Raw genomic sequence first — 22,876 nt, 5'->3', positions numbered from 1 at the left:
ATATTTCAACTACTTTCCTTTTTGACTATCTACTTTTATTCCAGCTCGATTCAAGAAGGCTATTTGATGTCCTAAACACGACTCAGCTAAGGCTGCAATTTTCTCTTTTTCATCAGTAATCTCCCGCAACAGACTTTTCCGAGTCCCTTTTTTCTGTTCATCAATATATTTAATTAATAAAACACCATATCCATCAACGATCTCCGTCATATAACCAATTGTAGCGATGTGAAAACTTTCGGCAGTTTTACTGTATTTCAATTGAGAAGCTTCGCATTTTATTCCTTTTATGTAACTACTCAAAGCACGTGCCTCATTCAATTTCATGTGATAGGAATAGTCTGATTTATCGACATCATATTCCCCTTCCAGCAATTTTCCATAGCTCTCATCCATTTTTTCTCGACAGCTATGAAAGAGCTTAGCCATTTTCTCGTTGTACCCCGATTCCAAATTACCCCTACAGGAACACATGGTAAATAGCATAAAGATTAAAGCTAGCATTCTCATTTCTTGATTTTTTTCACAAATAACAGCTTTTTAAAACAGTATTTCCGTCTCGTTTAATATTCGTGGTCTTTGTTTTAAGATTCGTTATTTTCCGCACAATCCACTTGCTCAAAACAATACGCTTATACCTACTTTACACAAACTGTTCGTTACCCAGAAAGTTGAGAAAGTTGCTCTTTTAAAAAATGGAATCCATAATAATCACCTTATGCTGTGTTATTAAGAAAAAAGCTCCTTCAAAACCTACTATATTAGCCATTTGATTAATCTTTTTTTAAGAAAAACAAGAAAAACGTTATATTTAACAAGATTCACACATCATTTAACGCAGAAAACTTTGTTTCTTAAAAAGAATTACGGAACTTAGAGACTATAAACCACCGAAATATGAATAATAGACCTTTAAACGGAATGACTGACGAAGAGCTTCAAACCAACAAAAAAACTGCTTTGGTAATTACTTGGATGCTAACAACCATGCTTTTTATCCTATTAGGTATGGGAATTTACACCTCAATTAGCAAAGGATTCAGTGCACTGATGGCCATTCCTTTCGCCTTATCTCCCATTGTTATTCTGAATTTTAAAAGAATAAAAGAAATCAATGAAGAACTCAAAATAAGAGGAGCTCAATAAATTCGTCATGAAACACCTCTCATTATTCGTATTCTTTATTTTCATCGCGGATATCGCATTTGGTCAAGAGATTAGTAAATCAACGACACAGACGATCACATAATCGGGTATTGGACTCGGCTCTGTAATTGCCGTTGTCACCTCATGGGATCGCAATAAATCCCTACTCTGGGCTTTAATTCATGGAATACTTGGCTGGCTATATGTCATCTATTTTGCATTCACCCGCAACGAGTAACGATTCTTAAATATGATTCTCACCAGAAGAGCCAAGCCGATCATTACCAGAATGTCTTTTCTTACATAACATCGCTATCAATATCTATTCTATATCTCGTCCCCAATCAAACACATGAGTTCCTCCCCTATTTCCCATACAGATTTTGTCATCGAAGAAGTCAAAGAATCTAGCATTAACTTAATTTCCGAACTAGTAGACCTGACATTTAATATTGTCCAAGGAGGCGCCTCCGTAGGTTTTATGGAAGATCTAACAGTTGAGCAGGCAAGGAAATTTTGGACTGAGGTACTGAACAAAGTCAAACTACAGAAAACAGTATTAATTGTCGCTAAAAATACTTTTACAAATCGAATCGCAGGCACTGTTCAACTGCAAATCGACCTCCCACCAAATCAGACACATCGTGCAGATGTAGCCAAAATGTTAGTCCATACTGAATTTCGAAGAATGGGTATTGCACAAAATTTACTTCAACACATTGAAAATATAGCGATTGATCTAAATAAGACACTACTGGTACTAGATACTGTAACCGATAGCCCGGCTTATATTATGTATCAAAAATGTGGCTGGACGATAGTCGGAGATATCCCAAATTATGCGCTCTTCCCGAATGGAACATGGTGTAGCACGACATACTTTTACAAAAGCTTAATTATGCCGGCAAAATAAAAAAGCCCCCAAAATAATTAAATATTCATTTGGAGGCTTCTCTTAATTATTTGAAGGCTTCACTTAAGAAGCCCTATAGACCTATTGATCCTATTTATTTTTGTACCATACCGGTCCCGGTTTTTCGCCCATTTCTAGCACCAATGTCGCTCCAGACATAATTTGTTCATGTGTGATATAACTTGTTTCAAGAGGCCTACCATCGATCGTAATGGCTTGTATATAAATATTGGATTTACTGACATGGTTAGCTTTCACGGTAAATTTCTTTCCATTGGACAACTTCAATTCAGCTTTTTCAAATAAAGGTGTACCGATTTCGTATTTTCCACTTATGGGATCTACAGGATAAAATCCCAATGAGCTGAATACATACCAAGCCGACATCTGCCCGCAGTCATCATTTCCACTTAATCCAGAAGGTGTATTCAAGTAAAGCTTGTTCATTACCTCCGCTGCATATTGCTGCGTTTTCCAAGGCTGTCCAACCGCATTAAATAAATAGAGTGCATGATGGCTTGGCTCGTTACCATGCGCATACTGTCCAATCATTCCTGTACTAAAAATTGGCAGTTTGCTGGTGTCAGAAGGATGAAATGTAAACATGCTATCTAACTTCTGTCCAAAGCGCTCTTGTCCACCAACGAGTTTAATCAATCCAGGGATATCATGTTGCACAGACCAAAAATATTGCCATGCATTACTTTCACAAATATGCGCACTATATTCCTCCGCATCAAATGGGGTAATAAACTTACCATGGCTATCTCGAGGTTGCATAAATGAAGTAGCCGGATTATATACATTTTTATAATTTTGAGCTCTTGCAAAAAATGTTCCCGCAATCTCTTTCTTTCCCATCTTATCGGCCATCATTGCGATGCAATGATCGTCATAGGCATATTCAAGCGTTCTTGATAGGGACCAGTTCTCGGCATTGTATTCATCTTTGACATCATAAGGCACATAGCCTAGCTTTTTATACAGACCTATGCCCCGGTAATTGTCAATATTAGCTGTGGCAACACAAGCTTCTAACGCTTTTGATGCATCAAAATCACCGATTCCTTTTAAATATGCATCTACAATGACAGGAATAGCATGATTCCCAATCATCATATCCGTTTCACTCCCATAAATATTCCATACCGGTAATCTGCCGTGCTGTTCATAAAAGGCGATGAAGGATTTAATCATATCATTTACTCGACTAGGGTCGATATACGTAAATAATGGATGCGAAGCTCTATAAGTGTCCCAAAGTGAGAATGTGCTATAATTAGTCCAACCTTCGGCCTGATGTACCTTCCGGTCAGCCCCCATATACGCACCATCAACATCACCGAAAATCGTCGGTGCTAACATGGAATGATATAACGCTGTATAGAACTTAACCTGCTCCTCTTTGTCTTTGGTCTCGATCGCTACCCTACCCAATTCATGATCCCAATTTTGCTCGGCCTCCTTTAAATAATAATCAAAGTCATCTTTTGGAACTTCTGCTTTTAAGTTCTTGGAAGCGCCTTCCATACTAACACCCGAAAGGGCCGTACTTAAAGTCACTTGTTCTCCAGCTGCTGTCTTGAAATCAAAACGTGCTTTGAATGCTGTACCAATTCGTTTTGCACTTTTTGCCGTTGTATCAGCGCTGGATAATATTGCTGAACTATCGATATGAACGGCCATAAAAGGCTTAGAAAACCGAGTTTCAAAATAAACGCGTTGGCCTCTTGCCCAGCCCTCCGAAAAACGATAACCACGAATAGTGACAGAATCAATCACTTCGATGTGCGAATCCGTGGTAGCATCCCAATTCATTGCTTTCTTTAAGTCTAAAAATACAGCAGACTCAGCTTTTGGAAAGGTATAACGTTGAATACCGCAGCGTGCCGTTGCTGTCAGCTCCACATTTATATCGTAATCAATAAGTTTTACCTGATAGTATCCGGCGTGAGCCTTTTCGTCTTTATGCGAAAATTTGGAATGTATACCTAAGGGAGCCGCGGCTTCATGATATGGTAAGGTAACCGGCATAAAAGATATGTCGTACAAGTCACCGGCACCAGTTCCACTTAGATGTGTATGGCTAAAGCCGGAAATCGTACTGTCGGGATAAAAGTATCCGGAAATACGGTCCCAGCCGGGTAGTCCATTATCTGGGCTGAGCTGCACCATCCCAAAAGGCGACTGTGCTCCAGGATACGTATTGCCCGTAAAATCCGTTCCGATAAAAGGATTTACATATCCTACATAAGAAGTCTCATTGGAGTTTTTTAGTGAAGCGCAACCAATTAAGGACAAAAGGCCTGCACAGACCGCATAATTAATATATTTCATCGTGTAGATCAGTTTTTCAATTTAGTTTGCCTAATTATCTATTTCCAGTAACGATTAGAATATCTTTACTGTTGACCAAAGTTTGATGGTTGATTTTAAATCCATTGAATGGTTTTCCATCGATAACGATCTTTTTGATATAATCACTAGCACCCTCTCTTTGACGTCTTATCGTCACTTTGTCGCCGTTTGGATAATATTTCTTATCGAGTTGGATGGTCACTTTGTCGAATACAGGTGTTACAACGGTATAATCTGGTCTACCTGGACAAAAAGGATAGATTCCAATCATGTTCATTAAAGCCCATGTAGACATTGTTCCAGTATCGTCATTTCCCGGTATCCCCCCAGGGCTGTTCGTAAAATGCTTTTCTAAAATTTCTTTGACTAGCTTCTGGGTACGCCATTCTTCTCCTTTGATTTCTGAAAACACATGTGGATACAGCATATCTGGTTCGTTGGTAACATCAAAATACCCTTTATCAAACGTTGCCTGCAGTCTATCCACAAATTTTTGCTTTCCGCCCATTAATTTCACCAAACCAGGGATATCAAATGGAATGGCAAAGCTATAGTTCCAAGCGTTACCCTCATGGAAACCATGATTAGGTTCAAAATTGGCCCCCATCAATGGGCTAAACGGACTTAAAAACTCGCCGTTAGGAAGAATAGGTCTAAAAGTCCCATACTCCGAAGAATAATAATGTTTATATCCCTGTGCTCGCTTTGCAAAAAGCTGGGCATCTTTGGTTTTCCCCAATGAACCGGCCAACTGCGCTAGATTCCAATCTGCAACATAATATTCAATGGCATGAGATACCGAATTATCGAATGAATCGCGCAGTGGAACATACCCATACTTCACATAGTCCGCATTGTCTGGTCTAATTTTATTCGTGGAGTCCGTAGTCATAGCCGATTTCAGAAACGCTTCATAAGCTGTATTAACGTCAAAATCCCGAATGCCTTTCATCCATGCATCAACGATCACTGGAACTGCCGGATCGCCATCCATGGTATAGCTTTCTCGGCTATACAACTCCCATTTGGGCATCCAACCACTTTCCTTATAAATATCGATCATGGAACGTATCATGCCCACCTGCTTATCGGGATAAACCAGTGACATTAAAGGCTGAACATTTCGGTACGTATCCCATAGCGAAAACACGGTGTAACGATTGTGATCTGCAACAAGTGTTTTCCGACTTTCCATTGCCGGATATTCTCCGTTTACATCCTGCAAGATATTTGGATGAATCATAGCATGATATAATGCCGTATAGAACACTGTTTTTTGGTCCTCTGTACCACCTTCTACCTGTATCTTTGACAATGCATTGTTCCAAAGCGAAGCTGCATTCTTTTGTGTTTTTTCAAAGCTAAAGTCTGCTTGCTCAGCATCTAGATTTTTACGTGCATTCTCAACGCTCACAAATGATACGGCAAGCTGTACTTCTAAGCTTTCATTTTCTTTGACATCAAAACTAAAATATGCGCCAAGATCGTCGCCGGAAAGCTGATCGGTATAGTCCGTAAAAATTTTATATTTTCCGGCATCTTTATTCCAATCGTTTTCCCATTTCTCTCCGGCACGCTGGAATTTCCAATATCCTCTTTTTGACGGTTTTTTATTGACACGCATAACAAAGAAGATTGGATAAACAGCCTGATTGTTCGTGTAACAGAAGGAGCCCAACAATTTAGAACCTTCTATTTCGGTATCACTTACATAACGAACTGTTGCTCCTGTTTCATTTGTTAAACCTTCGCCCAAATTAAGCAGGATATTTGCCTGTCCTTTTGGAAAAGTAAATTTAGAAACACCTACACGGGTTGTCGCTGAAACTTCGGTCTTGATACCATATTTCTTTAACACATTGCTATAATACCCCGGATGGGCAACCTCCTGCGTATAGGTACTTCCATATTGATGATAATCAACCTCTAATTTACCTGAGGTTGGCATCAACAACAGACTTCCCATGTCTGGACATCCTACCCCACTTAAATTAACATGAGAAAAACCTGTAAAATAACTGTTGCTATGTTCATATGGAGTAGACCACCATCTTGCATCCTTATCAAATGCATTAAGTGATGATCCCATTACATTAAACGGAGAAACATTCATCAAGCCGTTGGGAACCTGAGCACCCGGATTAGTTGTTCCATAATTGCTGGTACCGATAAACGGGTTGACATAGTCTGTAGGAAGCTTTTGGGCAGAAACGTTCTCCCAAAGAAATAATCCTAAAAGTAAAAAACGAATAGATTTGATCATATAATCTTGATAGACGACATTGTTAATTGCTTTCATTCAAGCAAACACCATAGGCCGCGCATTTTAGCGTGTACCTACAATACTACAGATAATCGCAAAGATTTACAAATCTTATAAATGGTTATATCGATGATTTTACGTTTGTTAATAGGATTTAGCAAAACTATACATGTTAAGCAAAGAGATTTATGATTGTCAATAACAACAAAAGCCTGAAGTGGGGAACTTCAGGCTTTTACTAACTAACCAATTATTAACCTAAATTATGAAACTACTGATATAACGTCATCAAAAACGAGTTTCTTATATCAGGCCTCTTAGTTTAACCAAATTTTAACAAATCATTGTTATAGTTCAACTCGCTCTATTTTAATCCAGCAGTAAACATATTTTTTATTGATACAGTCCCCATTGTTTATTCGGTGTAGCGCCCATTTCCAAGACAAGCTCCCCTCCTTTTAGCAATTCGGAAGCATCAAAATAAAAGGTATTGAGCGGTTTTCCATTTAACGTTGCGCGTTGCACATATATATTTTTCTTATTCGCATTTTTCGCTTTGATAATAAACTGTTCACCTCTTCCATATTTACCATCCAATCTAATCTTAACCTCCTCAAAAAGTGGGCTTCCTATTTCATAAATTGGTTTGACCCTTGTTCCGCCATCTATCTGAAATAAACCAATAGCATTCATGATATACCAAGCACTCATTTGCCCCTGGTCTTCATCGCCGAGATAAGCATTCGAAACCCCTTGGCCATAATAGCGCTCACCTATAGAGCGGCTCCATTTTTGTGTCAACCAGGGCTTATTCAACCAATTAAAAATATAGGCAAAATGCATTGATTGCTGATTTCCCTGAACAACAGGATAATCCCAATATTGATCATTAGGGCCATTATAGCGCCATTTTTCACTTTCTGGAAATCCCCATTCCAATCGTTTTAAAAACACATCCTGTCCGATCATTTTAACTAACCCAGGAATATCCTGTGGCACAAAAAAAGTCAGTTGCCATGCATTTCCTTCTACATAATGATGGTTAGCTCCCGATTTAAAAGGATCAAAATCTTTATACCATTCTCCTTTTGAATCCTTCATCCGGGCATAGCCACTACTGACATCTATCGCGTTTCTCCACCAGTTTCCGCGATCATTAAAATAGTTGTACTCCTGCTCCTTTCCTAACGATTTTGCGAACTGCCCAACTGTCCAGTCGTCAAAACTATATTCCATTGAATTGGAAAACCGGCCCAAATCATAAGGAACGTACTTATATTTTAAATAGACATCCAAATCCCTGTTACCTGCAAAACCACCTTCAAATTTCAATGGACTTGTTGTCTGCATTTTTTTAACAGCTTCAAATGCCTTTTCAGTATCGTAGTCTCTAATCCCCATCTGGTATGCCCCGACAATTAACGGTATTTCATGTTCAGCAACCATGACGGGAATATACTCCATTCCAGCCGGCCCTTTCGCCAACCAGCCATTTGCGTCATACATCGCAAGTTGCGATCTAACCCATTTATTGGACCATTCCGGCGTAACCAAGTTCCAAAACTGATTTAAATTCCAAAAGGTATTCCAGAAAGCATCACAACCTAAAGCGAGATCCCCTTTATGGGCTAAAGTTCGTATCACTTCATCCGAAGACCTCCATTGGCCATTCACATCACTAAATGTGTTTCGGCTTGCCAAAGTGCGATACATATTGGTATAGAATTTCTCTTTTTCAAAATAGTCTGAAGACTTTATCGTCAATCTACTTAAAAGTTCATCCCAAACTTTATGTTGATTTTCCACAGCCCGATCAATGGACCATCCGAATGGCTCCGACAGTTCCGTTTTTAGATTCTCCTCTGCATTCGCTAAGCTCACATAAGAAATCCCTGTGCGCAGTTGTACAGCCTTATCTTTATGCACATCAAATTCCACGTACATTCCCGCAAATTGAGCGCTATCAGCAACCAAATCAACCCGTTCAGTCAACCTATCATTATGCCATGTACCATAGTTTATGATAGGTTTATCAAACTCCATCACAAAGTATACGACATAATCCTGTTTTGCATCCGTGGACCAAACGTTTTCAGATAATTGATTACTGTATCCCACAACCTTATAGTCAGAAACCTTTTTCAGCGAGAAATCTTTAATTTTATAATCATATTCTCCGTTAACCTTGAGATCAATCATGATACGTCCTGTGTCCGACTTATGATAGGTATATTTTTGAAAACTGGAACGTGTACCAGCCGTCAATTTTACGTCGATATCGTGATCAAGGAGATGAACAGCATAATATCCCAATGGAGCCTTTTCGCTGGTTTTATCTATTGCTGATCGATATCCTGAATTTGTACTGTACTGATCTCCGACCCGAGTTTTCAATTGACCTGCTGTCGGAAATGTACCCAATCCAGCCATTGTCCATTCGTGAATATGGCTAAATGTACCAATAGATTCGATAGAAGGTTCATAACCTGCCTGCCAGCCAATATTTTGGTTATCTGGACTTATCTTTACCATGCCAAAAGGCATCCATGGTCCCGGGGCTATCATCCATCTGGAATGTGCTGCACCCATCATCGTGTTCACATAATCTGAAACTCCACCTAGTCTTTTTGGGCCCCGTTTGATCGTTGAAGACTGTATTAATTGTCCATTACAATAAATTTCATACTTACTCCATATATCCTTAGCGACATAAGGCATTGGTATTTCCAATTTCGCTGCACCTTTTTCATGTGTTTTCTCATAAATTTTCTTTCCATCTAAGACTACTTTCAACTGTTCATCATCTTTCAATTTCAAGAGATCAACCAACATATTTTGGACGGGTTTCCCTGCATTTAAGATCTCAAATTCAGCTTGCTGTACATTTTTAACAATTACAGAACGATTGGCTATTAACTTTACTTGCTGTGGACCAAGCAGTTTAAAGGAATCAAATTCAACCCAACCTCCCTTTATGACAGTCATGGTAATCTGATTTCCGCCTTTCTTAATGAGATCAGCTGGTAATGGTATATTTATCGTAGAATTTCCAGATTTTAAAGGATTCTCTAGTGGCTCACCATTTCCTTCTCCCCGCTCCACCTCAAAATTATAGGGCTTGCCATTGATTGCGATCTGTAGTGTAGGTTTATTTTTAGGGTCACTATTGGCCAATTTAACCTGGAGTATGCACTGACCATTTTTTATACTATTGTTTAACACATAGTATAGATTTAAAAAATGTGTTCTCAGACCAGAGGTTCCTCCAGTCCCGCCCCATTCATTGGCCGGACCGGGCAATACATAGGGTAAATCCTTTGTTAAAGAAGATTGACCGATGATAAACGCATTGTCTTCATAACCAAAATCATGTTCCAAAAATTTCTTATATCCATTCGGGGACAAGGCAAATTCGCTGCTTGAACCGTCTGAATTCCCCAATTGCCAAATTGCGTGCTCCTGACCAACAACAGACTGAACACACATGAACAACAGACCGGTGGCAAAAGAAAGTGAGAAACGTAATTTCATAAGTATCAGATTTTATAATTTTTAATTACATCAGTTGCTTTCCTCATAAAATGCACGAAACAATTCACAAAACACATCACATTGTACATACATTAATAATCTAAAAAAACGTTTAAAAGCAAAACTTTAAGCACAATATTACTACAAAAAAAACAAATATCAAATGAATAAAATTAAAATGTATATACATACTGAAAGAAAAAAAATGAACTGAATCTAATTGACACAAGCTGGAAAAATGAAAGGTTTTGATTCTTGGATAGGAAAGTTAGGTCAATTTGTAGTTTGCGCCATATCGATCCTGTTTCCTAGTTTTCGGTGGAAAAATTGTCTTTACTTAGAAAAGTGTTTCTACAGATTATTTATGATAAAAAAGCTTAATAAAAGGGTGCACATGGCAATAATTTACCTAGAGTTCATTATTCTAGGATTAAAACTTTGTCAAAACTCAAGTAAAGCAATAATTACTATTGGCTATTTGGATCTAATAAGTTATATTTATACAATTATTTGCTTTGAGACCTTAAAGATAAGAGTATTATCTTTTGTATTATCATTATAAACAATATTCTACACATTTGTGTAGAAACTTATTTCATTGCTGGATAGAGATTTAATATTTTAAACAAGTTCAACTATTAACGTTGACGATGATTACAAAGTAAGGATAGGAACGTAAAAAAGCCTATTACTAGCGTATAAATTGAGATTATGCCCTTATTTTTGTAACTTGCACGCCAGGACAACATCGATTTTACGTGGTATTCAAAAGCGATTGCGGATCATCTTTGTAATTTACACTATGAAAATTAAGATTGAAGATTTTTTCAAGCCGGTACAAGTTAAAGACGACTTTAGCAAAGATGATTATGAGATTGTCGAAGCCTTTATAAATTTTGCCAAATCCTTAAGCAGGTTAACCTACCAAAGTATATATTTAATTGACTATTCAAAGAAAAGCTTTTTATTTGTTTCTGATAACCCAATCTTTTTGTGTGGAAGCACTCCTGCGGAAGTCATGCGGGAAGGCTATTACCACTATGTGAATAATGTCCCTGAGAGCGATTTACATTTACTAAAAAAGATCAACGACGTTGGTTTTGACTTTTTTGGAGATTTGGATGCCGAAGATCGCTTAAAATTCTCGATATCTTACGATTTTCATTTAAAACAACCTGGAAATAAACCACTATTAGTAAACCATAAACTAAAACCTCTGCTCCTGGATAAATTTTCTAACCCCTGGATCGCGCTCTGCTTGGTTTCTATATCTTCACATGCAAACTCGGGAAACATTAGATTTAAATCTGATGAGGATGGGAAACAGTTTGAATATGATTTGGATAAAGATATTTGGGTAGAAACTCCTCGCATTAAATTGAAACCCCGTGAAAAGGATATTCTTCTTTTTTCCGCACAGGGTCTTACTATGGATCAAATAGCAGATCGACTTTATGTATCAATTGATACAGTAAAATTTCATAAAAAACAAATATTTTCAAAACTGAAAGTTAAAAGCATTACAGAAGCTACAGCATTAGCAATTGAACTATCTCTTTTCTAATGTTATTCACTATTTTTTGAACATAACAGCATTAGTTTAGACATCTCAACAAATTTTTGAATATCAACCTGGTTTCCCATACTAAATTGGGAATATTTATTTTTCTCAATAAAAGTGTCCAGCCATTCTGATTTAATATAGATCGGTAATGTCTCAGAATAGAGGTAGATAATTGGATCACCAAGTTCAAAAGATTCTATTTCTAATTTTCGAAGCGTATTTACCACCTTTCGATCACATTCCGCAATGACTAGTCCGCTACCAAGGCTATAAGGGCCATAAAATGCGTCAAAAAGCATCTTTTTCAGAATATTGATCCGATTACCTATTATCTTTCCAGAAATTACGAAACGCCCAATGTGCCAAAAATTCTTTACATGCGGAATTAACAAACTTTCTGTCTCGATATCAAATAATTTCTGAATCGGCAAACTCGTTTCCTTATCCCAAAATGTAATTCTAATGGATGCCTGAATACAGTCATCAAGCTTACTTCGAAGCACATAATAAATGGAACGATCAAAAAAAATCTGATCCTCTCCTATCAATGACTCAAAGTCGAACGCATATTCCTCTTCGGAATAACTATCCAGTTTGTAATGCTGCTGAGTCGTTACTAAATAAAAATGAATAAGTTCAGGAAGTTCGTTTTTATTAAGCTTGGTAAAATAATAATTTTCAGGCGTCCAGTTCATGCAAATGTTATTCGATATGCAATTATAAAAATAAAGACTTTTCGTTTAAATTCCCACAGAGACAAATTTACTACACAAAAGTGTAATGGAACGAATATTTTTTTCAATTATATTAAGTTCAACTAATCATTGATAAATAATAGGAATCTGGAAAGAATTTTACAGGTTTAGATGTCGCTAAATTAAATACGATATGATTAACCATTCCCGATAATAAATACAGACCCAATGATAACTGCGGAGGAGAAGACTTCAGCGCTATTTTACCATATTCTACCAAAAATTCCTCAAACCATTTCGTTTCTATACCCTTTGTTTTTAAACTGTCTACAATAAATTTACCGACATTTAATTCAAATGTCTTGTGAGCCTTTTCTAATGAATGTAAATTAAGACCTTCAGGTGGAAGAACTGTTAAAAATCCTGCCCAGCCCAAATTATAAGGATGTACTACCGGTATATTTCTCTCTGCCATATACTGGTCAAAAACAAAAGGAATATCAGAAGAAAAATCCAACGCATTAATAGCAACCTTATGGTTAATATCGATATTATATAGATTATCTTTGTTAATAAATTCAGAAAACACGGTTATTTTGGCTTGTGGGTTAATTGAATGTAAACGTTCCTGCAAAGCAAATACTTTCTTAATACCAATATCCTTGTTTGTGTAATTTTGTCTGTTTAGATTTGTCAATTCGACAACATCTCCATCGGCAATTGTCAAATTTTCGAAACCCATACGCAGTAAGCACTCTGCGATGTAACTACCTATTCCACACCCTCCTATCAGCACAGGAAAGTCTTTGATACGTTGTTGATCCTCTTCTTTAATATGTATGTTATTTCGAATATACCTCAAATCCATATCTAATCTTTCAATAATTTTGTATCACATAAAGATAGAATTATAATTTATATTATTATTAAAGAAATTGCTAAGTAAATTTTATAGTTACGTAGCAGCAATTAGCAATGATCCTGCTTAATTTAGCCAACTATCCTTTGTTTCTATTTTCATTCAAAATGAATACCTTTAATAAAATCAACATGTAAAAATGGATAATACAAGAATATATCGCATGTCATTTGCTGGTGTATACCCGCTTTATATACAAAAGGCCGAAAGAAAAGGACGCACAAAAGAAGAGGTCGACGAAATCATTTTCTGGCTTACCGGCTATAACCCCATATCGTTACAGCAAACGATTGACGATAAAATTGACTTTGAACATTTCTTTAAAGAAGCACCTTGCTTAAACCCGAATGTTTCAAAGATCTCTGGTGTAATCTGTGGCTATCGCATTGAGGATATTGAAGATCAGCTGGTTCAGAAGGTTCGTTATCTCGATAAATTAATTGATGAACTGGCCAAAGGTAGATCCATGGAAAAAATTTTGAGAAAGTAAGCCCTGCTACGATTTGTAAATAGCGCGTACTTACTATTCCAATGCATAGATGGCACCATCAGCGGAACTAAAATAAAGCCGATTTTCATCAATCCATATTGTTGAAAAGATACTTCCCATCTGCTGGTAGTCTGCAAACAGTCTTGTAATATCATCCTCATATTTTTGTTGCAGATCAGCGCGGAGCACATTTTCATCATTTATAAACAACGGCCTGTTCTTTTTACTCGACTCCGTTTGAAAAACAGGCACAACTTCTCCGTTTTTTATATCCAATCTATAAATTACACCATCCAGCGTTCCAAAAAAAGCCTCATTACCTACGATAGAGGCACTGCTAAATGTATTTAAAGGTACTTTAGGTTCAGTTATTTTCACACCGTCCATTCTATTTAAAACAAGTATACTATAGGAATCCGACATGGTTACGACAAGCTTATCGTCAAAAATACTAGGAACACTCGTCCAGCTCCCTGGTTGATGATATACCCAAAAACCACTTCCATTCGCGGTATTAAGCGCATATACATTAAAGTCACGAGCACCAAAATAGACTGTACTGTCGGCGACTGCTGCATGGAACTGAATCTCGCCTTTTGGAAAATAACGTTCGCCAACCGTTTTAAACTTCCAATGAAGGGTACCATCTTTTTTCAAACAATAAAAATAACCATCAAAACTACCAATGAAAACACGCTGTTTTGTCAACGTTGGGGCTGCATGCACAATACCTCCAGTCAGGAATTTCCAAACAAGTTTTCCCGATTTAGCATCTACGGCATAAACATGATGATCTCCAGACCCAAAATAAACTACATCATCTGCAACCGCAGGAGATGAGAGGAAATAGTCCCATACATCATAACTCTTTTCACCATCGGTTGAAAACTGCCATAATTTTCGACCTGTTTGGACATCCAGGGCATACAAGTAGCCATCAGTGCTTAAAAAATACACTGTTCCGCCATCAATGGCAACAGTCGACCGAATTTCACCGGTAGTTTTATACTTCCAAAGTATATTACCGCTCGTTTTATTCAATGCGTAAAGATTACTGTCGCAAGACCCGACAAAAACGATATCCTTCCAAACGACGGGCGAAGAAAACAACCTTCCCTTTGTTTTGAATTTCCATTTCAACGCGGGATTTAACCTAATGTTGGATTGTGCTGTATAATTTTGGCGATCTAGGCCTTTAGCCAGCTGCTGCGCCCGTAATTGACAAAAACATCCCACTGCAATAAATAGGATAATAATTGGGCGCCAATCATATTTTAGTCCAAACATCGATTTACTTTTATTCAGGTTATATTATTGATAGATAAGGTATTTTTCCCTAGTCTTTCTATAATTACTTAGGCCCGGCTCCCAGCTTTTTCGGATTTCTTCTTCCGAAACACCGGCTTCAATTTGCTTGCGAAATAAACCTACGCCCACGAGCTTTTCGATACTGCCAATCTGTTTCGAAAATGATTGATCAAAAAACTTGTCTTTTTCCGGAGAATTCCGATAAAGCGCTATCATCCAGGATAGGTTTATTTTTTTGCTATTGACAAGCTGCTGCAGATCATATTTACGCAGGTCTATTCCATAACATTCTTCATTCATAAACAGTGGCGATTCACTCATCCCTTTTTTACTGACGGGAACAAATGAGAAGTCATATATACCCTTATAGATTGGACTACCGATCACAACAAAGGGATAATCGGTGCCTCTGCCATGATTTACTTTCACACCTTCGAAGAGGCAGGTACTTGGATATAAGAGTATGCTTTGTTCCGTATTTAAATTGGGCGAAGGATTGACTGGTAACTTATAAAGCATACTATGATCATAATCTGTTACAGGAATAATCTTCAATTTACACTTCTTTTTAGTATTCATCCAACCTTCTCCATTGATCATCTGGGCAAATTCAGCTGTAGTCATCCCATGCGCAATAGGCACAGGGAATTGCCCAATACCCGACTTATATTCTTCCTCCAAAATAGGACCATCAATTAGATAGGCATTGGGATTGGGCCTGTCTAAGATCAAGAGCTCCTTATCATTTTCGGCGCAAGCTTCCATAATATCCCGAAGGGTATTAATGTTAGTATAAAATCTCACCCCCATATCCTGCACATCATAAATAAACAGATCGATATCTTTTAGATCCTTCGCTGTTGGCTTTTTCTTATTCCCGTATAAAGAGACAATAGGAATTTTGGTTGTCGGATCGATTTCGTCCCCCACTTCAGTTCCATTACTTGCATTGCCTCGAAATCCGTGCTCAGGTCCAAAAATTCTCACAATCTGAACCCCGCGCGCGAGTAGACTATCAACAAGGTGTCTCCCTTTAATAACCGTAGATGGATTTCCCAATATTGCAATACGTTTATTCATTAAATAAGGAAGATAACGCTCGGTTTGTTCTGCTCCAGTTTGTATACGATCATTACAATAATTCAACGAGATCTGTGCAGTTACATTTCTGAACAGGAATAGAGTCAAGATAGAAATGAGCACTAGTTTCATATTCATTTGGTTTATAATATTAAAATATAGCCCCTGAGCATCAGGCTATTTATCTGATTGCAAAAACTAAACTAAGGATAAAGCTTTATTTTAGCAAATCATTTGTTAAAATTGATAAACAAGTTTTATCCAGCTACCTTTGGAATATTATTGGGAGCATGATTTGCACATGAAACAATAGATGACATTCAGAAGCTGTGGCATACTAAATTTTATAATAATAATTGATAATGGAAAAGCAGGTAAATGCGGGTGAATTTGTAGATCGTTTTATGACAGGTAGTTTGGAGCATCTTCGCTACCAGCAATCGCCGATCAAGATATTCCAGCTCAGTGAAATCGCTCCTTATATTAAATTCCCTACCCCACCTATTTTCTTGGGCTATAACCTGCTCGTTCATATCACTGAGGGTTATTTTAAACATCAAATTGGAGCTAAGGAATATGTCGTAACAGCTCCAGCAATTCTTATCAGCAATTACGGCAATATCTCAACAATAAAGTCGGTCGATAAATCTGCGAAAGGCCATTGCGTTTTAATAAACGACAATGCAATGACTTCCATATTCCGGGAACAGGAGATTTTGAATATCTTTAATATCTCACCCTTACTGAACTTAACGGCGCGAGACAGCAGCGATCTTCAAGAGCTTTTCAGATTACTTTATGATGAATTGCTTTCGGAATTACCTTATAAAGAACTATTTGAAAATTTATTAAAATCTGCAATTCTAAAAATTATCAAGCTATCTTCATCCAACCTAGCGCTCAATCGGAGACAGGAAATTGCTATGATGTTCAAACAGCTTGTGCACAAAAACTTCAAAAAGCAAAAAAATATTTCATTCTACGCGGATAAACTCGCGGTATCTACAAACTACCTTAATCGGTGCGTATTTTCTGTATTCAAAAAATCGTCGAAGGAACTCATTCTTGAAGTGCTGATTATGCACAGTCAATTTCTATTGTTTGAATCCACTAAAAGCATTGCAGATATCTGTTATGAATTGGATTTTTCTGATCCCTCTTATTTCTCACGGCTTTTCAAAAAAATAGTTGGCGTTTCTCCTACTTCTTATCGAAACAGAGCAACTTAGGTTTTCAATATGCACGATTTGTCCTATCTTTTATACTGAAGTACACAAGAGAATCAAATTGATTGGAGTTATTTTTGTGTAAGTGATTGAAGCAAAAGAGAATTTTTTGGTCAACGGGCAGTTCTTCTTCATGTTTCGATTTACATTGTTCCATCATTTAATTACATATTTAAAGATGCTTAAGGTTTCAGAACACAACAATATAACCCAAGATTTCGATTTGTTTATTGCGGATTTTAAAACTAGGCTATCAAGCTTATTTAATAAAGAGTATGATTATAACTCGCTCAGTTTAACGCGTGGGCTACCGCCTGAGTTTTTAGCTGAGATCATGAAAATGCAACCCTTGTCGGTTGCTATCCCAGAACACCACGGTGGCCGGGGACTTCATGTAAAAGAATGTTTGGGTGTACTGGCAGCTGCTTCTTATGAATCACTATCTTTATCGCTAATCTTCGGGATTAATATTGCGCTATTTTTGGAACCTTTTGCCAAATACGGCAACACCTTACTTCAAGAGCGGGTATTCCATCAATTTTTGGAAAACCAGGCAATGGGAGGATTAATGATTACCGAACAGGCTTACGGCAGTGACGCACTCAATATGCGAACATCTTACGAACAAAAGGACGATAAGTACTATATAAAAGGTGAAAAACACTGGCAAGGTCTTACTGGAGCTGCAGACTTTTGGCTCGTGACAGCACGCAAGAAAAATGAAAATGGAGAACTGGTGCGGGATATAGATTTCTTTGTCACAGAAAATGCCGTCGAAGAACAAAAGATTGTTGTTACAAAGAAATACAATAGCCTTGGGCTGTATGCGATTCCTTATGGTGTGAACAACATCGACATTAATGTACCCGCTGATCACAAACTAAACCCGGAAAGTACAGGAATTAAATTGATGTTAGATACCCTCCACCGCAGCAGATTACAGTTCCCTGGAATGGGCATGGGTTTTATAAAACGGATGTTGGATGAGGCCATGACACATTGTTCCGAACGTCGTGTAGCGGGTATTAGTTTAAATGAATTAGACGCTGTTAAATTTCAGTTGTCGCGCATACAGGCTGCCTTTACCTTGTGTTCTGCAATGTGTTCATACAGTGTCTCGATCAGCTCTATCCATAATGACCTTTCGGCCTATAGTGTAGATGCCAATAGTGTGAAAGCATTTGTGACAGACTTAATGCATGAAGCCGCGCAAATATGTGTGCAATTATCCGGTGCTAATGGCTACAGGTTAGACCATGTTGCCGGTCGTGGCCTCATAGACAGTAGACCTTTTCAAATCTTTGAGGGGTCAAATGAAATGCTTTATTCTCAAGTTGCTGAAGCGATCGGTAAACTTATGCGCAAAACCAAAGAAAGCAACTTATTGTCTTTCCTAAAAAAATATAGCTCAACTGAATTTGCAGCACCATTTTTCTCATCAATCTTGAATTTTGACTTTCCGCTACAGCCGAAACAACGTGAACTGGTTACACTTGGAAAGATAATCGCCCGCGTCATTTGTTTTCAGTATGTTTTACAAATTAACAACGCCGGCTTCAATGATAAGATGACAGAAATAACACGTCAACACGTGAGCATGGATATTTATATGTTGGTAGGCCAATTATCAAATAATAATAATGCCGAACCACTTATGAACTATGACGATAACACAGATTGGATGAAGTTCACTTCTTAATAAGGAGAGATTACAGGAATCAATCTAGTCAGTAAGTTTCAGCAATAACGTAAGAGGCCACTTCCTATGAAGTGGCCTCTTACGTTATTGCTGAAATATCCCATTCCCACACACTATGATAGTGCCCTATCGACTCGGTATAGGCAATAAATTCTCGGTAAAACGGATGTGAACCTATTGTAGCACTATCTCCAATAACAACCAATTTCTTCTTAGCCCTAGTCATTGCCACATTCATCCGGCGAACATCAGACAAAAAACCAATCTGCTGTTCAGCGTTACTTCTTGTCAAACTGATATAAATAACATCCTTCTCCTGTCCTTGAAAACTGTCTATTGTCTGTATTTTAATCAAGTCGTTAAAAGGTCGTAGCGCTTCTTCCCCATCCAATATCTCCTTCAATAAAGTGGCCTGCTTTCGATAAGGTGCAATCACCCCGATGCTCAGGCTTTCATTTAGGCTCAAGGAAGCTTTCCAAGCCCCAATATGGTCGTTCAGATGGGCTTTAATAAAATGAGCTTCTCCAATATTGAAGATTGCGCCGTCACTTTCCGTTTCTTCAAACCCCGCTCCCGCTGTATCGATAAATAAGACCGGTTCGGTATCCACTGCTAAGCTCCACTGTGCCACTGTACTATCTGCTCTCAACAAACCATTATACAAGGCTGCGGACGGGTATTCCATAATTTGTTCATTCATGCGATACTGCACATCTAACAAAGAAACTAATTGCGGATTATGGTCCACCAATTTTTCGAATAATGTATGGCTCAGGCCATGGTGAGATACCCTACTAGATTTTACTGTTGGAGGTAATTGATTGTGATCACCGGCCAAAACAAGCCGATGTGCCTTTAATATCGGTATCCAGCAAGCAGGCTCCAATGCTTGTGCGGCCTCATCAATAATGACTGTTTCATAGCTACGATTGCGAATAACCTCATGATTCGATCCAACCAAAGTTGCAGTGATTACCTGCGATTTATCCAAAACATCTGCACTGATAAAATCTTGAATCTTATCGACATCTTTTCTGATTCGATGGGCCTCATCAAACAATGCTTTTCTTTGCTCCCGCTCAGCCTTCCCAAAATTACGTTTATATTTTTGAGCCATCTCTGTATACGTCCGCACTTGTTTTTGAAGTGTTTTAATATCCTTATTTGCGGGATGTCGATCAATCTTTGCATCGAGTGTCAACTCTTGAAGATGTTCCGAAACCTTAACAGGGTTTCCTATTCTTGTTACTGCAATTCCAGCAGCGTCTAAACGTTCGGTTAACAGATCAACGGCCGTATTGCTCGGCGCAACAACCAATACTTGCTTGTTGTATTGTTTTAGCAATGCGCTCACGGCCTGAACCAATGTTGTTGTTTTCCCTGTCCCCGGCGGCCCATGCAAAAGAGCCACAGTACTTGCTTCCAATAGCTGTTGGATGGCTTTATTTTGCCCTGTATTTAAGTTGGGATGCTCAAAGAATTTTCCAATAGATTCAGTTGGAATCACCTCTTCACCGATTAATCTTCTCACAAAACCACCTTGCTTTGCATCACGGCTCAATTCCTTTCCTTTCTCCAATGCATTGAACATCTGCCGATAGGAATACTCATCAAATAACAAATCAACACCAAGCTTTCCTCTTCTGCTCCATTCTGGAAGTTCATCGACACGAAATGAAATTCGCATCCCATCCCTATTGATCGAAGATATGATGCCCTCTATTCGATCTCGGTCGGGATCGTGATTTGAGAACAGACAAACTGGCATACCAAAGCGAAACTTATGTTCGACCTCATAATGATTTGTTCGATTTAAATTAACGGACAAATAGTCTCCTCTTCCGAGCTCCGTATCTGTTATCTGAATCGGAAACCAGGTGACACCTTGCATTCTTCGTTCATTCAAACTACTTTTCAACAACAAGTTTTCATGTTGTAATCGATCAAATTGCTGCTCTTCTTGTAATAAAGTAATAAGCTCGTCGAAATAATTCATCGTGTAATATACATATTGCTCAAGCACAAAATAACTGTTTTTTTACGTATTTGGACCATTTGGTTTTTAATTCATCCCATCTTTTGTCAAATTTTATAAAGCAAATTGATATGCTTCAAAAGAAGCAATGGATCTGGCCGTAAATTCGTATTTTTTTACTATAATTGGGAAAGAGAGCGTTTTCCAATCAAAACATCCATAAATCAACAATTAGATGAGCGAAATATTCTTACACGACAGCGAGCAGCAATGGACAGACCTGGGCGAAGGCGTTATGCGAAAAATACTCGTTTTTAATGATGAACTCATGCTCATGAAAGTTCGTTTTAAAAAAGGGGCCATCGGTACACTTCATCAACACCCCCACACACAGATTTCTTATGTGAGTGCGGGAAAATTCCGATACCATATTGATGGTGTCGAAAGCATCCTAACTGCAGGCGACTCTTGTATCATTTATTCACAATTGATTCATGGATGTGAATGTCTTGAAGAAGGAGAACTGATCGATTCGTTCACTCCTTATCGCGAAGACTTTGTTCAGTCTACCTAAAAAATGTATTAATAAGGTCTTGAAAAAATAATAATCATTTTGCTCTAACGTTAATGCAATAACATTCAAAAATATGATCTCACTTCTTTCTCCTCATATTCGCGCAACATTTGCTGGTGTATGCCTGAGCATTGGTTTACTCGGTCTTTCCCCATCTCTACAAGCGCAAGAAAAGCCTCTTTTAATAGAGAAGATAAATCCGCAACTGTATCTTTACACGACCTTTAATACATTTGAAGGGACCAAATATGCTGCCAATGCGGTATACCTAATTACAAAAAAAGGCGTTATCCTTTTTGATACACCATGGGATTCCACACAATATCAACCCTTATTGGACAGTATCAAACAGAAACATAATTTACCCGTCATTGCTGTTTACGCGACACACTGGCACGAAGACCGGGCAGGTGGCTTTGCTTATTACAACCGCATTGGAATTCCAACCTATGCAACAAAAATGACGAACGAACTGCTAAAAACAAATCACAAAGCCCAGGCCACTCATCTTGTTTCCACCAATAAAACCTACAGCGTCGGCGGACAATCTTTTGTTTTGAACTTTTTTGGTGCCGGACACTCCATGGACAATGTTGTTGTCTGGTTTCCCAAATATAAGATCCTAGACGGTGGTTGTTTTATAAAAAGCTCCGAAGCCCAAGATCTAGGATTTACGGCAGATGGGGATATAAAATCCTGGAAGCCATCCCTAGCGAGGTTATTGGCAAAATATCCCGAAATTAATATGGTTATTCCTGGGCACGATGCCTGGAAAGATAAAGGTCAGATAAAGCGAACCGAAGCGCTGCTTACAGGAGGACACTAATACATTGTTCATATCCTCCAGTACGCCTGTAAACTCTCTTGTTTTTCAATAGGATAAAAATATCTTTAAGGAACCAAATAGATAAAACCATTGATTATAATGCATTTAGATCGTCAAAAAAAAGCAACTAGATAACAGATCTACAAAAAACAGTAGAAAAATAAAAAAGAGGCTTAGTTTATCCAAAAAAGTACTATCTTAGCGACACCAAATAAAGCAGGGGCATTAGCTCATTTGGCTAGAGCGCTTCGCTGGCAGTGAAGAGGTGATCAGTTCGAATCTGATATGCTCCACAAAAAAAGGGTACTT

The 22,876-nt window shown here is 38.0% G+C and carries 17 protein-coding genes and 1 tRNA gene; 9 read left to right on the top strand and 9 right to left on the bottom strand.

Annotated elements, in window-relative coordinates; genetic code table 11:
* Positions 1–9 precede the first annotated feature (9 nt).
* Positions 10–510, bottom strand: coding sequence for a hypothetical protein (locus K2F45_RS08845; RefSeq protein WP_248933332.1), 501 nt, complete (start codon positions 508–510; stop codon positions 10–12).
* A 387-nt stretch (positions 511–897) separates the two neighbouring features.
* Here K2F45_RS08845 and K2F45_RS08840 point away from each other — a divergent pair, with 387 nt between their 5' ends.
* Both K2F45_RS08840 and K2F45_RS08835 read left to right on the top strand, forming a co-directional pair.
* A complete protein-coding gene (locus tag K2F45_RS08840) occupies positions 898–1,146 on the top strand; it encodes a redox-active disulfide protein 2 (protein WP_088160902.1) in 249 nt (82 codons plus the stop codon).
* 352 nt (positions 1,147–1,498) lie between these two features.
* Entirely contained in the window at positions 1,499–2,059 is a 561-nt protein-coding gene (locus K2F45_RS08835; RefSeq protein WP_248933331.1) for a GNAT family N-acetyltransferase, read from the top strand.
* A gap of 90 nt (positions 2,060–2,149) precedes the next feature.
* On the opposite strand, the gene K2F45_RS08830 is transcribed toward K2F45_RS08835, so the two are convergent.
* The 3 genes from K2F45_RS08830 to K2F45_RS08820 form a co-directional block, all read right to left on the bottom strand.
* Entirely contained in the window at positions 2,150–4,396 is a 2,247-nt protein-coding gene (locus K2F45_RS08830; RefSeq protein ID WP_248933330.1) for a GH92 family glycosyl hydrolase, read from the bottom strand.
* Positions 4,397–4,430: 34 nt separating this feature from the next.
* Positions 4,431–6,716, bottom strand: coding sequence for a GH92 family glycosyl hydrolase (locus tag K2F45_RS08825; protein ID WP_248933329.1), 2,286 nt, complete (start codon positions 6,714–6,716; stop codon positions 4,431–4,433).
* Between the two features lie 357 nt (positions 6,717–7,073).
* On the bottom strand, positions 7,074–10,211 hold the full coding sequence (locus K2F45_RS08820) for a GH92 family glycosyl hydrolase (RefSeq protein ID WP_248933328.1): 3,138 nt from the start codon (positions 10,209–10,211) through the stop codon (positions 7,074–7,076).
* An 802-nt stretch (positions 10,212–11,013) separates the two neighbouring features.
* On the opposite strand from K2F45_RS08820, the gene K2F45_RS08815 reads away from it, so the two are divergent.
* Positions 11,014–11,775: a response regulator transcription factor gene (locus K2F45_RS08815; RefSeq protein ID WP_075991814.1), complete on the top strand. Its 762-nt coding sequence runs from the start codon at positions 11,014–11,016 to the stop codon at positions 11,773–11,775.
* A 2-nt stretch (positions 11,776–11,777) separates the two neighbouring features.
* On the opposite strand, the gene K2F45_RS08810 is transcribed toward K2F45_RS08815, so the two are convergent.
* Both K2F45_RS08810 and K2F45_RS08805 read right to left on the bottom strand, forming a co-directional pair.
* Entirely contained in the window at positions 11,778–12,470 is a 693-nt protein-coding gene (locus K2F45_RS08810; protein ID WP_088160898.1) for a hypothetical protein, read from the bottom strand.
* A gap of 118 nt (positions 12,471–12,588) precedes the next feature.
* Complete coding sequence (locus K2F45_RS08805; protein ID WP_248933327.1) at positions 12,589–13,338, bottom strand: ThiF family adenylyltransferase; 750 nt, start codon at positions 13,336–13,338, stop codon at positions 12,589–12,591.
* A gap of 190 nt (positions 13,339–13,528) precedes the next feature.
* On the opposite strand from K2F45_RS08805, the gene K2F45_RS08800 reads away from it, so the two are divergent.
* Entirely contained in the window at positions 13,529–13,879 is a 351-nt protein-coding gene (locus K2F45_RS08800) for a DUF2200 domain-containing protein (protein ID WP_075991811.1), read from the top strand.
* Positions 13,880–13,912: 33 nt separating this feature from the next.
* On the opposite strand, the gene K2F45_RS08795 is transcribed toward K2F45_RS08800, so the two are convergent.
* Both K2F45_RS08795 and K2F45_RS08790 read right to left on the bottom strand, forming a co-directional pair.
* Positions 13,913–15,166, bottom strand: coding sequence for a beta-alanine-activating enzyme beta-propeller domain-containing protein (locus K2F45_RS08795; RefSeq protein WP_248933326.1), 1,254 nt, complete (start codon positions 15,164–15,166; stop codon positions 13,913–13,915).
* Positions 15,167–15,190: 24 nt separating this feature from the next.
* Positions 15,191–16,399: an exo-beta-N-acetylmuramidase NamZ family protein gene (locus K2F45_RS08790; protein ID WP_248933325.1), complete on the bottom strand. Its 1,209-nt coding sequence runs from the start codon at positions 16,397–16,399 to the stop codon at positions 15,191–15,193.
* Between the two features lie 230 nt (positions 16,400–16,629).
* Here K2F45_RS08790 and K2F45_RS08785 point away from each other — a divergent pair, with 230 nt between their 5' ends.
* Together K2F45_RS08785 and K2F45_RS08780 are read left to right on the top strand one after the other, a co-directional pair.
* Positions 16,630–17,496 (top strand): helix-turn-helix domain-containing protein, encoded by an 867-nt coding sequence (locus K2F45_RS08785; protein WP_172840662.1) that lies wholly within the window; start codon positions 16,630–16,632, stop codon positions 17,494–17,496.
* Between the two features lie 175 nt (positions 17,497–17,671).
* A complete protein-coding gene (locus K2F45_RS08780; protein ID WP_248933324.1) occupies positions 17,672–19,192 on the top strand; it encodes an acyl-CoA dehydrogenase family protein in 1,521 nt (506 codons plus the stop codon).
* 79 nt (positions 19,193–19,271) lie between these two features.
* Here the strand turns inward: K2F45_RS08780 and K2F45_RS08775 are convergent, their stop codons facing one another.
* A complete protein-coding gene (locus K2F45_RS08775; RefSeq protein WP_248933323.1) occupies positions 19,272–21,215 on the bottom strand; it encodes an IGHMBP2 family helicase in 1,944 nt (647 codons plus the stop codon).
* Between the two features lie 187 nt (positions 21,216–21,402).
* Between K2F45_RS08775 and K2F45_RS08770 the strand changes: the two genes are divergently transcribed.
* The 3 genes from K2F45_RS08770 (at position 21,403) to K2F45_RS08760 (ending at position 22,860) form a co-directional block, all read left to right on the top strand.
* Entirely contained in the window at positions 21,403–21,741 is a 339-nt protein-coding gene (locus K2F45_RS08770) for a cupin domain-containing protein (RefSeq protein WP_075991807.1), read from the top strand.
* A 73-nt stretch (positions 21,742–21,814) separates the two neighbouring features.
* Positions 21,815–22,567, top strand: coding sequence for a BlaB/IND/MUS family subclass B1 metallo-beta-lactamase (gene bla / locus K2F45_RS08765; RefSeq protein WP_088160893.1), 753 nt, complete (start codon positions 21,815–21,817; stop codon positions 22,565–22,567).
* 219 nt (positions 22,568–22,786) lie between these two features.
* Positions 22,787–22,860 (top strand) — tRNA-Ala (locus tag K2F45_RS08760).
* Positions 22,861–22,876: the final 16 nt, after the last annotated feature.

Origin of the sequence: Sphingobacterium siyangense (assembly GCF_023277505.1) — a bacterium.
GTDB classification, from domain to species: Bacteria; Bacteroidota; Bacteroidia; order Sphingobacteriales; family Sphingobacteriaceae; genus Sphingobacterium; species Sphingobacterium siyangense.
This window is presented reverse-complemented; position numbering and strand designations above follow the sequence as displayed.